General features: G+C 70.7%; 11 protein-coding genes and 1 riboswitch. Of the genes, 3 read left to right on the top strand and 8 right to left on the bottom strand.

Translation table 11 applies throughout. The features are described from left to right. Nucleotides 1–17: 17 nt before the first annotated feature. From ACE11G_RS08625 to ACE11G_RS08635, 3 genes are all read right to left on the bottom strand, one after another. Nucleotides 18–302 (bottom strand): hypothetical protein, encoded by a 285-nt coding sequence (locus ACE11G_RS08625; RefSeq protein WP_006894968.1) that lies wholly within the window; start codon nt 300–302, stop codon nt 18–20. A 2-nt stretch (nt 303–304) separates the two neighbouring features. Then, nucleotides 305–1,105 (bottom strand): adenylate/guanylate cyclase domain-containing protein, encoded by an 801-nt coding sequence (locus tag ACE11G_RS08630; protein ID WP_346077439.1) that lies wholly within the window; start codon nt 1,103–1,105, stop codon nt 305–307. A gap of 81 nt (nt 1,106–1,186) precedes the next feature. Continuing rightward, a complete protein-coding gene (locus ACE11G_RS08635) occupies nt 1,187–1,468 on the bottom strand; it encodes a hypothetical protein (RefSeq protein ID WP_006894965.1) in 282 nt (93 codons plus the stop codon). 171 nt (nt 1,469–1,639) lie between these two features. Between ACE11G_RS08635 and ACE11G_RS08640 the strand changes: the two genes are divergently transcribed. Further along, nucleotides 1,640–1,984, top strand: coding sequence for an RNA polymerase-binding protein RbpA (locus ACE11G_RS08640; protein WP_006894962.1), 345 nt, complete (start codon nt 1,640–1,642; stop codon nt 1,982–1,984). An 84-nt stretch (nt 1,985–2,068) separates the two neighbouring features. On the opposite strand, the gene ACE11G_RS08645 is transcribed toward ACE11G_RS08640, so the two are convergent. From ACE11G_RS08645 to cobN, 5 genes are all read right to left on the bottom strand, one after another. Further along, nucleotides 2,069–2,845 carry a polyprenol monophosphomannose synthase gene (locus ACE11G_RS08645; protein ID WP_006894961.1) on the bottom strand — a complete coding sequence of 259 codons (777 nt, stop codon included), beginning with the start codon at nt 2,843–2,845 and terminating at the stop codon, nt 2,069–2,071. Next, the gene (lnt, locus tag ACE11G_RS08650; RefSeq protein ID WP_375004057.1) at nt 2,826–4,445 is read right to left on the bottom strand and encodes an apolipoprotein N-acyltransferase; all 1,620 of its coding nucleotides are present in this window, start codon (nt 4,443–4,445) and stop codon (nt 2,826–2,828) included. Before lnt ends, ACE11G_RS08645 begins: the two co-directional genes overlap by 20 nt. Beyond that, the gene (locus ACE11G_RS08655) at nt 4,442–6,058 is read right to left on the bottom strand and encodes an amidohydrolase (protein ID WP_375004059.1); all 1,617 of its coding nucleotides are present in this window, start codon (nt 6,056–6,058) and stop codon (nt 4,442–4,444) included. Before ACE11G_RS08655 ends, lnt begins: the two co-directional genes overlap by 4 nt. A 64-nt stretch (nt 6,059–6,122) precedes the next feature. Continuing rightward, on the bottom strand, nt 6,123–6,662 hold the full coding sequence (locus tag ACE11G_RS08660; RefSeq protein ID WP_045537368.1) for an FxsA family protein: 540 nt from the start codon (nt 6,660–6,662) through the stop codon (nt 6,123–6,125). Nucleotides 6,663–6,768: 106 nt separating this feature from the next. Next, nucleotides 6,769–10,404, bottom strand: a complete 3,636-nt coding sequence (gene cobN / locus ACE11G_RS08665; protein ID WP_045537370.1) for a cobaltochelatase subunit CobN — start codon at nt 10,402–10,404, stop codon at nt 6,769–6,771. A gap of 83 nt (nt 10,405–10,487) precedes the next feature. Continuing rightward, nucleotides 10,488–10,568: riboswitch (cobalamin riboswitch) on the bottom strand. Between the two features lie 43 nt (nt 10,569–10,611). Here cobN and cobG point away from each other — a divergent pair. Both cobG and ACE11G_RS08675 read left to right on the top strand, forming a co-directional pair. Next, nucleotides 10,612–11,784, top strand: coding sequence for a precorrin-3B synthase (gene cobG / locus ACE11G_RS08670; protein ID WP_045537372.1), 1,173 nt, complete (start codon nt 10,612–10,614; stop codon nt 11,782–11,784). 72 nt (nt 11,785–11,856) lie between these two features. Then, on the top strand, nt 11,857–12,480 hold the full coding sequence (locus ACE11G_RS08675; protein ID WP_375004061.1) for a precorrin-8X methylmutase: 624 nt from the start codon (nt 11,857–11,859) through the stop codon (nt 12,478–12,480). Nucleotides 12,481–12,489 lie beyond the last annotated feature (9 nt).

Below are 12,489 nucleotides of genomic sequence, written 5' to 3' on the forward strand. Positions count from 1 at the left end.
GTCGCCGGGCACCCGGATCACCGGCTGCCCGGCGGGCGGGGTATGGCACTCGTGAGATGCCATGCGCCGCACACACATTCGTATGACCGTAGGCTGGGGCGACCTCGAGAGTTGCGAGCCACCGCCAGGATCGCGCCGGTCACCGCCGCCTGCGACGGATAGGCGATCTTCTCCGGCGTCGGACAGGCGAACTGCACGCGGGGCACCTGGCGCCTGCGCTTGCGCGGACGCGCATTCGCCGCCGCGGTCCGCGACTCGATGCGCCGGTAGAACTCTTCCAGCTCGTCGTCGTCGAAGGGCATCGTCAGTACCGCGGAACGACGCGGAACACCTGGAGTTCGCGCGGTACGCCCTTGGCCTTGAACCGCTTGCGGCGGAGCATGTAGTCATCGGGATCGAGCTGGTCGAGGGCGGACTCGCTCGCATACACCTCGCCACCGCCCGCCGCATCGCAGACCCGCGCCGCGATGTTCACGTCCACACCGAGGAAATCCGAACCGACCGCTCGCGGGGTGCCGGTGTGCAGTCCGGCGCGCAGAGCCGGCCGGAAGCCGCCGACGACGATCGCGCTCACCGCACCCACCGCCTCGTGAGCTGCGGCGATGGCCTCCCCCGGATCGAGGAAGACCGCCATCGTGCCGTCGCCGAGCGTTTTCACCACCTGGCCGCCGTGCGCCCTGATCACCTCCTCGCACGCAGCGTTGACGGCGGTCAACAACTCCAGCACCTGGTCGTCTCCGGCGCGCAGCGCCCAGGACGAGAAGCCGACGAGGTCGGTGAAGAGAATCGTGGCCGGGATCGGACCGGCCGGGTCGGGGCGTCTGCGTTCGATGAGCGACTGCCAGACGGCCACCGAGGCCAGACCGAGTTCCCGGATCGCGCTGGGACGGTCGGGCCGCACGTCGTTGAGGAGGCGGGCGACCCGGTCGGAGGTGCGGTCGCCGGACGGGAGTCTGCCGTCCACCGGCGCGAGCCTGCGCGCGATCTGAGCGGCCCGAACAGCCGCCTGGCTCTCATCGGTGCGCGCGAGCAGTTCCCCCGCCCGGTGAAGCGGACGCACGGAGACGACGTCGGGAGCCGAGTCGTCGCGCCGTTCGTCGTTCACCCTGACGATCTTAACGGCGTTCGCGCGCGCCGCCGGCTCCGGAAGTCCGTGACCTGCCTCTCCCGGCTCGGCAGCCGGCGGTCAACGCAACCGTTCGGCCTCACTCGCCAGCCGCAGGACCTCGGCGGCCAGGTCGGTCAGCGTCTGACGATCGGCCTTCTCCCCGAGTGCGGTCGACAAGTCCTCCGCAGCGCAGCGGAGCGCGAACATCCGGTCTCCGAGGTCTTCGGCCTCCGCGTGGCTGAGGATGATCGCATCCTCGGGAATAGAGGTGCCCTCGAGGAGCGTTCTCTGTTCGTAGGCGCGCTGCCGGCACGACCGCTTGCAGTACTTGCGTCTGCGCCCCCGCTCCGAATCCACCATCTGACGACCGCACCAGGCGCATGCGTACGGGCGGCGACGAGACTGCGGTTCGTTCGCAGGGCTTTCGGGAGCCGGGGATTCGGACACATCACGACGGTACCGTGGAACGCCGTCCACGTCGTGGACCGCGTAGAATGGACACCGCACCCGACCGTTTGAGAGGAAGACTTCATGGCTGATCGAGTCCTGCGTGGTAGCCGGCTCGGGGCGGTGAGCTACGAGACCGACCGTGATCACGACCTCGCGCCGCGTCGGCTCGTCCAGTACCGCACCGACAACGGTGAGATCTTCGACATCCCGTTCGCCGACGATGCGGAGATCCCCGCGACGTGGCCGTGCAAGAACGGCATGGAGGGCAAGCTCCTCGAAGGCGGCGTGCCCGAGGAGAAGAAGGGCAAGCCGCCGCGCACGCACTGGGACATGCTCCTGGAGCGCCGCTCCGAAGAGGAACTCGAGGTGCTGCTGGCCGAGCGTCTGGACCTGCTCAAGCAGCGCCGGCGCGGCGGTTCGGCATAACCGCGACGCAATACGACGTCAGCCCCCGGAGAAATCGATTCTCCGGGGGCTGATTCGTTTCCGGGTGCGAGCCCGTGCCGAATACTAGCGTCCGCGGAGCCTGTCGAGGCGGCCGCGGATTCCCCACCGGGCGACGTTGAGGAACGATTCCGCGATCACGCCGCCGTCCATCTTCGACTCGCCGATCTCGCGTTCGGTGAAGGTGATCGGCACCTCACGGATCGTGAAGCCGTTCTGCAGCGAGCGCCACGCGAGGTCGATCTGGAAGCAGTAGCCCGCCGACTCCACCTGATCGAGACCGATCTTCTCCAGCACCTCTCGGCGGAAAGCGCGGTAACCGGCGGTGATGTCTTTGACCTTGGCGCCGAGCGCCAGCCGCGCATACGTGTTGGCGCCCTTGGAGAGGAGCTCGCGGCGCTTGGGCCAGTTCACCAGCTCGCCGCCGGGAACGTATCGCGAACCGATCACCAGGTCGGCGCCCTCATTGATGCCCTCCAGCAGCCGGAACAACTGCTCGGGAGCGTGACTGCCGTCGGCGTCCATCTCGACGATGACCGCGTAGTCACGCTCCAGACCCCACGCGAATCCGGCCAGATAGGCCTTGCCCAGACCGTCCTTGACGGTGCGATGCATGACGTGAATGCGGGCCGCCGCGTCGTCCGCTGCGAGCCGGTCGGCGACCTCGCCCGTGCCGTCCGGGCTGGAGTCGTCGACCACCAGCACGTGAATGCCCTGCTGAGCGGTCAACAGGCGACCGACGATGTGTGGCAGGTTCTCGCGCTCGTTGAAGGTCGGGATCACCACGAGGGCGCCCTCGCCGTTCGCCCCGACGATGCGCGATTCAGGTTGCCTGCTGGCCATCGTGCTCCTTCTTCGTGGCCGGTCCCCTCCGACCGGCGAACACATCGAGGCTAATGCGTCCGCGCAGCGCGTACAAAAATGCCACCACCGTGGCGAGGATCGCGAGCCGCTGCGGCCAGGGGCCGAGCCTGACGGCGAGGGTCTGCCCGGACCGCAACTCCATGCGGGCCTGCAGGACGTCGGGTGTGAAGATCTCGCTCTCGGCGATCAGCGAACCGTCCGGCGCGATGAGCGCGCTGACTCCGCTGGTGGCCGCCACGACGACGCTGCGACCCGTCTCCACGGCACGGACCTGCGACATCGCCAGCTGCTGGTAGGTCATGTCGGTCTTGCCGAAGGTCGCATTGTTGGTCGGCACGAACAGGATCTGTGCGCCTTCGCGAACCGATTGCGCGGGTGCGCGGTCGAAAGCCACCTCCCAGCAGGTCGACACGCCCATCACCACGTCTCCGTGACGGGTGTGCGCGGTGAGGACCGCGGGTCCCGTGCCCGGCCGGAAGTCGCCGGCTCGATCGGCGTACGACGAGAAGATCCGGAAGAAGCTGCGCCACGGGAGGTATTCGCCGAAGGGCTGGACGATGTGCTTGTCGTACCGTCCCGAGGGCTGGTCGTCGGCGAATCCGCCGTGTTCGCCCCAGAGCAGCACGGTATTGGTGGTGCCGCCGCCGTCGAGGGGAATCCAGGTGCCGAAGGCCACCGGGGCGCCCACCGCCGTGACGGCCGCCCGGATGCTCTCGGCGGAGTCCCGGTACACCGTCGGAGGCGCGTCGGCCGCGTTCTCCGGCCACAGCACCAGGTCGGGCCTGCTGCGCCGGCCGGAGTCGATCTCGGCGGCGAGCCCGAGCGTCTCCCGGACGTGATTGTCGAGGACGGCGCGGCGCTGGGTGTCGAAATCGAGACCCAGTCTCGGCACGTTTCCCTGCACGGCGGCGATGTCGCTGGTGCCGGCCGGCGACGTCAGCGGGCTTCCGATGCGCGACAGCGCCGCACCGGCGGCCAGGGGCACGACCACCGCCGCGATCGCCAGAGCGGCACCCGCCGATCGGGCGGTCCTGGTCGGTCGATGCAGGAGCCTGCCGATGACCTCCACCGCGGAGGCCCCGGTGAGCGCGATCACGAAGGCGACGCCGGGAACGCCGATCACCGACGTGAGCGGCAGGTACCAGCCGTCCACCTGGCTGAAGGCGGTACGCCCCCAGGGAAAGCCCCCGAAGGGGAAGGCGGAGCGGACGGCTTCGACGGTGACCCAGCTGAGTGCGAACCACAGCGGCCGCGCGCGCAGCCGCATGGTGACCGCCGCAAGAGCGCCGAAGAGCGCGAGATAGCCGGCCATCACGGCGGCGAGCGCGAGCCACGGCAGTGGTCCGACGTACTCCCCGATCCACGGCAGCAGCGGGACGAAGAAGGCGAGGCCGAAGACGAAGCCGGACCCAGCGCAGCTCTTCACCGACGGGCGGCCGACCGTCATGACGGCGTACAGCAGCCCCAGTGAGACGGGCGCCAGCCACCACACATGGTGCAGAGGCGGAAGCGACGCGTACATCAGGCCGCCGGCCGCCGCGGCGACCGGGACCCGCTGCCACCAACGGACGGCGGTCACGCGCGACGGAAGATGGTCCGGCCTCCGGCGACGGTCTCGACGCACTCGGGCAGTCGAGCTCCCGGTGCCACATCCGGCAGGGCCGGCACCCGCGAGCGCGGATCGGTGGACCACCGCTGCACGTTCTCGGTGGCCGCTGCGACCACGAGTTCGTCCACCTCCCACACGGCGTAGTGCGCGGGCGCACCGGGGACCAGCGTTCCGGTGAGGCCGTCGTTGACCCCGCCGGCGCGCCAGCCGCCCCGGGTGCACGCCGCGAAGGCGGCGCGCGGCGAGATCGAACTCGAGGCCGTGCGATGGTGCGCCGCGGCCCGGACGGTGGACCACGGGTCGATGTCGCACACCGGGGAGTCGCTGGAGAAGGCGAGGGACACTCCGGCCTTCGCGAGCATCGCGAAATCGTTCAACCCGGTACCCCGATCGCCGAGGCGCGTGGCGTACAGATCCTCGGTGCCTCCCCATGCGGCGTCGAACAGCGGCTGCATGCTCGCGACGGCGCCGCACCGGGCGAAGATCTCGGCCTGGGCGCGGGTGACCATCTCCGCGTGTTCGAGACGGTGAACGCACCGCGCCAGGGCCGGTGTGCCGAGTTCGGCCGCCAACACCTCCATCGCCTGAGCGACGGCGGCCGCGGCGGCGTCACCGATCATGTGGAAGCCGGCCTGCACGCGGGCCTCGGTGGTGGCGCGCAGGTGATAGAGGATCACCTGCTCGGAGAGGTAGCTGACACCGCTGGTGCTCGACCAGTCGCTGTAGGGCTCGCACAGCCAGGCGGTGTGGGAGCCGAGCGCGCCGTCGACGAACAGGTCGCCGCCGATGGCATCGGCCCCGGTGCGGTCGAGGATGTGCCGCACCTCGTCGACGGACGACGCCGCCTCGCCCCAGTACCGCCGCACGCCGACCCCGTGGTCGAGGTCGGCGAGCGACCGGAAGTCGTCGAGCCCGCTGATGTCGGGGCCGCCGTTCTCGTGGACGGCGACCACACCGCGGGCGGCCGCGTGGTCGAGGGCCCGCAACTGGGCGCGCCTGCGCGCGGTGGCACCGATCAGATTGCGCGCTGTGGTGCGGACCCGGTGGTGCGCGTCCGCGACGAGCGGCTGTTCGGGCGAGTACCCGTGCTCGGACTCGAGTCCCGGAACCAGGCGGCGCAGCCCCGACGACGCCGCGGCCGAATGCTCATCGATCCGGGCGAGGTACACGGCGCGGCCGCCGGCGACGGCGTCGAGGTCGGACGTGGTCGGCGGCGAGTCCTGGCCCGGCTCGTCACTCGACCACGCCGATGCGTCCCAGCCGAGCCCCCAGACGAGGTCCTCATCGTGCTCGGAGAGGTACTCGGCCAGCATCCGCAGGCATTCCGAGCGGCTGGCGGCTCCGGACAGGTTGAGGCCGCCGAGCGCGATGCCGGTGTCGGTGAGATGAACATGGCAGTCGACGAACGCGGGGCTGACGAACCGTCCCTGCAGATCGATCACGTGCGCGTCCGGGTGCAGGGCCCGGCCGACGTCGTCGGTCCCTACCCATACGACCGTCCCGTCGGTCACCGCCATCGCGGTGGCGTCGGGTACCGCCGGCGAGGAGTAGACCATGCCTCCGAGGAGCAGCTGCGTCGTCACGCCGTCATTCTCCCAGACGGGTCTTCTGCCGCGCCGGTCGCGGTTCGCCAAGGTGACGGACTACTCAGTCGCGGCGGGTCGGCGGCAGCGACGGTAGGTCGGCGTGAACCGAGCCGTCCGGGTTGCGCACCGTGGTGTCCACGACCACGCCTTCGACCGTCCCGTCGACGTAACCGTGCCCGCCGAACCCGAAGCCTCGGCCGCCGGCGGGCCGGCCCCCGAGGTCGATCACCGTCATCCGGCCGGCCATCGCCGTGGCTCTGCGGGCAGCGGTGGCGGCGACCACCGGTCGCAGCAGGCGGCGCGCCGGCGGAGTCATCAGCAACAGTCCGACGATCGTCGACACGATCCCGGGAAGGATCATGAGCGTGGCGGTGACCGCGAACAGAGCGGAGTCGGTGATCGGGCGGCCCGCGCCGATCTCGTTCCGCATCGCCTTGCGCATGTCGGTGCCCAAGGTGCGGGCTCGGCGCCCGAGCACCGCGAACCCCACGCCGGCGGCGAGCACGGTGATGAGGAATGCCCAGGCGAATCCGAGGAAGTGCGCCATCGCCCAGAAGGCCGCGATCTCGGCGATCACATAGCCGACGAACAGGTATCGCATGTCAGGTCCTCTCTGCGCCGGTGCAGTCACCGGCGCTCACACAGAGTTCAACGAACGAGGACCCGGTTTTGCTCCCCCGCTGCTCAGCGACCTCGGCGCAGGCGGCTCACTCCTGTTCCGAGCGCGCCTCGATGTCGCCCTCGGCTTCGAGGTACACGCGGCGGAGTTCGGTCAGCATGTCGGCGGGTGGCTCGTGCCACATCTTCCGCTCCACCGCCTCGAGAAGCCTTTCGGTGATGCCGTGCAGGGCCCAGGGGTTGGCCGCATCGAGGAACTCGCGGTTGGTCTCGTCGAGCACGTACTGCTCGGTGAGCTGCTGGTACATCCAGTCGGCCACCACATCGGTGGTGGCGTCGTATCCGAAGAGGTAGTCGACGGTGGCGGCCATCTCGAAGGCCCCCTTGTATCCGTGCCTGCGCATTGCCGCGAGCCAGCGCGGGTTGACCACCCGAGCGCGGAACACGCGGGAGGTCTCTTCGTGCAGGGTGCGGGTGCGTACCGAGTCCGGGCGCGTGGAATCGCCGATGTAGGCCTCCGGTGCGGTGCCGGTGAGCGCCCGCACGGTGGCGACCATCCCGCCGTGGTACTGGAAGTAGTCGTCCGAATCGGCGATGTCGTGTTCGCGGGTGTCGGTGTTCTTCGCCGCCACCGCGATGCGTCGGTACGCGGCCCGCATGTCCTCGACGGCGGCGACTCCGTCGAGACCGCGGCCGTAGGCATAGCCGCCCCACTCGGTGTAGACCGCGGCCAAGTCCTCGTCGGTGCGCCACTGCTTGGAGTCGATGAGCTGCAACAGGCCGGCGCCGTACGTGCCGGGCCGCGAGCCGAAGACGCGCGTGGTGGCGCGGCGGGCGTCCCCGTGTTCGGCGATCGCGGCCCGAGCGTGCGCGGCGACGTAATTCTGCTCGTCCGGCTCGTCGGCGTCGGCCGCGAGCTGCACGGCATCGTCCATCATCGCCACGACGTGGGAGAACGCGTCGCGGAAGAAGCCGGAGATCCGCACCGTCACGTCGATCCTCGGGCGGCCGAGTTCGGCGAGCGGCACGAGCTCCAGATCGACCACGCGGCGCGAGCCCTCGTCCCACACCGGCGTGACGCCCAGCAGCGCCAGGACCTCCCCGATGTCGTCGCCGGAGGTACGCATGGCGCTGGTCCCCCACACCGAGAGCCCGACGGACTCCGGGTACTCGCCGTGGTCGGCGAGATAGCGTTCGAGAAGCGAATCAGCCATCGCCCGACCGGTCTCGGCGGCCAGCTGCGACGGGACGGCCTTCGGGTCGACGGAGTAGAAGTTGCGACCCGTGGGGAGCACGTTGATCAGGCCTCGCAGCGGCGATCCGCTCGGACCGGCCGGGATGAACCCGCCGGCGAGCGCATGCAGGACCCGGTCCGTCTCGCACGTGGTCTGGCGCAGTCGCGGGATCACCTCGTCCCCGGCGAAGGCCAGGATCCGGTGCACGTCGTCGGGTTGGCCGTCGGCCGCGGCCGCGACGGCCTCGGGGGTCCAGCCCCCCTCGGCGCAGGTGCTGACCAATCGCCTGGCTGTCGCCTCCACTCGGTCGACCTCCCCGCGCGCCGAGGCGTTCTCGGTGAGTCCGAGGGCCTCGCGCAGTCCGGGCAGCGTCTGCGAGCCGCCCCAGAGCTGGCGGGCGCGCAGCATCGCGAGCACGAGGTCGATCTCCATCTCGCCGTCTGGCGCCTGCCCGAGGACGTGCAGGCCGTCGCGGATGGCGGCGTCCTTGATCTCGCAGAGCCATCCGTCCACGTGCAGCAGCATGTCGTCGAAGACGTCCTCGTCGGGCCGCTCGGAGAGCCCGAGGTCCTGGTCCATCTTGGCCGCGGTCAGCAGTGTCCAGATCTGTTGCCGGATGGCGGGGAGTTTGGCCGGGTCGAGCGCCGAGATGTTGGCGTGCTCGTCGAGCAGTTGCTCGAGACGGTTGATGTCGCCGTACGTCTCGGCCCGCGCCATCGGCGGGATGAGGTGATCCACCAGGACCGCGTGCGCGCGCCGCTTGGCCTGCGTTCCCTCGCCGGGGTCGTTGACGAGGAACGGGTAGATCAGCGGCAGATCGCCCAGCGCCGCGTCGGTGCCGCAATCGGCCGAGAGCGCCACCATCTTGCCGGGCAGCCACTCCAGATTGCCGTGTTTTCCGATGTGCACCACGGCGTCGGCTCCGAAGCCCCAGCCGTCCCGATCGGGTCGCGACGCGAGCCACCGGTAGCTGGCGAGATAGTGGTGCGAGGGCGGAAGGTCCGGATCGTGGTAGATCGCGACCGGGTTCTCACCGAACCCGCGGGGCGGCTGCACCAGCAGCACGATGTTCCCGAAGACCATCGCAGCGATCACGATCTCGCCGTCGGGGTCGTGAGAGCGGTCCACGAACAGTTCGCCCGGAGGCGGACCCCAGTGCTCGACGACGTCGGAGCGCAACTGCTCCGGCAGCGTCTGGAACCACCGCGAGTAGTCGGCGGCGCCGACGCGGATCGGGTTCGCCGCGAGCGCCTCCTCGGTGAGCCAGTCGGCGTCCTGCCCGCCGGCGTCGATCAGCGCGTGCATCAGGGCGTCCGGATCGTCGTCGTCGGGCCGTGATCCCAAGCCCGGGACGGCCGCGTCGCCGCCGGCCGGACCGATGTCGTAGCCCGCATCCCGGAGGGCGCGCAGCACTCCGACCAGGCTGCGCGGTGTGTCGAGACCGACCGCGTTGCCGATGCGGGCGTGCTTGGTGGGGTACGCCGACAGCAGCAGGGCCACCTTCTTCTCCGCCGGTGTCACGTGCCGCAGCCGCGCATGGGCGACGGCGATGCCGGCGACGCGCGCGCATCGTTCGGGGTCGGGTGCGTAGAACGGGAGCCCGTTGTCGTCGAATTCCTTGAAGGAGAAGGGTGCGGTGATGATGCGGCCGTCGAACTCGGGCACGGCCACCTGGCTGGCGACGTCGAGTGGGGTCAGACCGTCGTCGTTGGCTGCCCAGTCGGACCGGGAACTGGTGGAGCAGAGCCCCTGCAGGATCGGGATGTCGAGCGCGGCGAGGCGCTCGACGTTCCAGGATTCGTCGTCGCCGCCGGCCGAGGCGAGCGCCGGCGTCGACCCGCCCGCGGCCAGCACCGTCACCACGAGCGCGTCGTATTCGGCGAAATGCTCGATCAGTTCATCGGGTGCGCTGCGCAGGGAGGCGCAGAAGACTCCGGTGGCGCGGGCCCCGTGGGCCTCGATCGCATCGCAGAGGGCGGCGACGTAGTCGGTGTTGCCCGCGAGATGCTGGGCGCGGTAGTACAGCACCGCCACCGCGGGCGCGTCGTCCGGGACGGCGGCCGCCGGCCGCTCGAGTACCCCCCAGTCCGGTGTCTGCGTCGGGCTGTCGAAGCCGAGCCCGGTGAGCAGCACGGTGTCGGAGAGGAAGTTGTGCACCGCGAGGAGGTTCTCGCGGCCGCCGGCCACGAAGTACGCGTGCGCCTGCGCGGCGACGCCGGCCGGCACCGTCGACAGTGCCATCAGATCCGGATCCGGATTGTGCTCCCCCGACAGCACGACCACCGGCGCCCGGCCGGCGAGGACCGCTGCCAGCCCGTCCTCCCACACCTGCTTTCCGCCGAGCAGCCGGACGACCACCAGGTCGGCGCCGTCGAGCAGGCCGGGCAGATCGTCGATCAGCGTGCGGGCCGGATTCGCGACCCGGAAGTCGGCACCGCAGGTGGCGGCCGTGCGCAGGTCGGTGTCGGAAGTGGAGAACAGGGTGATCACGGTGATACTCCTCGCCGGGAGTGCGCGCCCGGCGTCGTACGGTCACATCGGCCCGGTGGACCGAAGGTCGCCTGACGCTGCGGGTCTGACTCAGGACACACGCCGGCAGTGGCGGGCGGTGTCCCACACAGTGGCGCGACCGTGCCGGACTCGAACCGGCTTCCGCGCGGGCAGGCTGGGCTTCACTGTAGGCCATATCCTGGAGGGGTGAACAAACCCGCCGACCGCTGTCCCGGCGTCTTCCGCACCCATCCGGCCGACGACGGCCGGCTGGCCCGGATCCGGTTGTCGGGCGGGCAGGTGGAACCGGCCGCGCTGGAGGCGCTGGCCCTGGCCGCCGAGGAGTTCGGCGACGGCCACATCGAGATCACCGTCCGCGCGAACCTGCAGGTGCGCGGGATCGCCGACGACCGCGTGGACGCCTTCGCCGACCGCATCCTGGCGGCCGGACTCGCCACCGACCGGGCTCACGACCGCGTCCGGAACATCGTGGTGTCGCCTCTGAGCGGTCGGATCGGCGGTCTGGCCGATGTCCGGCCCGCTGCTCGCGAACTGGAGGCCGAACTGCATCGGCATCAGTGGACCCGCGACCTCTCGGGCCGGTTCTGGTTCGGCTTCGACGACGGCCGCGGTGACGTCACGGTCCGCGACGTCGACGTGCTCGGCGCGGCCGTGAGTCCCGACGAGGCGGCGATCCATCTCGGCGGCGTCCCGACCGGCCGGGTGGTGCCGCTGCCCGAACTGCCCGCCGCGATGGTCGCCGCCGCGGCGTCGTTCCACGAGCACCGTGCCGACGAGTGGCGGATCCGGGAACTCGACGATCGGGCCCGCGCTGCGGTGTCGGACGCCGTGGCGGGCTTCGGGCGTCTGGCACCGACCGAAGCCGCGGCCTCCGCGAATGGCGGCCGGCCGGACGTCCGAGAGCCCATCGTCGGATGGTTCGAGCAATCGGACGGACGGGTGCTGCTCGGTGCCGTCACCGAGTTCGGCCGGCTCTCGGCACGGCAGGCGCAGTTCGCCGCCGCCATCGGCACGCCGATCCTCATCACGCCCGAGCGCGAGATCCTGATTCCCGACCTCACCGAGGCCGTGGCCGAGACCGTGGTGCGCGTGCTCGCCCCGCTCGGGTTCATCTTCGATTCGGCCAGTCCGTGGACGAGATTCAGCGCATGCACCGGCTCGCCCGGATGCGGTCGGTCGCATGCCGACGTCCGCGGCGACCTGCTCGCGCACCTCGGTGCCCCGGATGCGGCGCCCGGTCGCGAACGCGAGCATTGGCTCGGCTGCGACCGCGGGTGCGGATCCCCGAACGGTCCGCACGTCCGGCGGATCGCCACGGGCGACGGCTACCGCACCGACCGTCGCGTCCCGGGCGGCTGATTCTCACCGGCACGGCGCGGGGCCGTACCGGGTCCACCGCCGCCGCCTCGGGTGCGTAATCTTGGGCACACCATGACCGAGTATGTCCGCGACGGAGCCGAGATCTACCGTCAGTCGTTTGCCATGATCCGCGCCGAATCCGATCTGACGGGCTTTCCCGCCGACCTCGAGCCGGTGGTGGTCCGGATGATCCACGCGTCCGGACAGACCGACCTCACCGACGACGTGGTGGCGACCCCGGGAGTGGTGACGGCCGCTCGCGCCGCCTTGGCAGCGGGCGGGCCGATCCTCTGCGACACCAACATGGTCGCGTCGGGTATCACGCGGCTGCGGCTTCCCGCCGACAATGCGGTCCGCTGTCACCTCAAGGAGCCGGGGATCGCCGATCTCGCCGAGCGGACCGGCAACACTCGGACCGCCGCGGCGCTGCAGTACTGGCGCGACGACCTGGACCGCGCCGTGGTCGCGATCGGCAACGCTCCCACCGCGTTGTTCGCGCTCCTCGACCTGATCGACCAGGGCTGGCCTCGTCCGGCCGCGATCGTCGGCGCACCGGTGGGCTTCGTCGGGGCCGCCGAATCATGTGCGGCGCTCGCCGAACGCACTGATCTGGAGTTCATCACCGTCACCGGCCGACGCGGCGGCTCGGCGATCACCGCGGCCGCGGTCAACGCTCTCGCGAGCACGGCGGAATGAGCGGTCCGG

It is taken from the genome of Gordonia sp. PS3 (genome assembly GCF_041950545.1).
Lineage (GTDB): Bacteria > Actinomycetota > Actinomycetes > Mycobacteriales > Mycobacteriaceae > Gordonia > Gordonia sihwensis.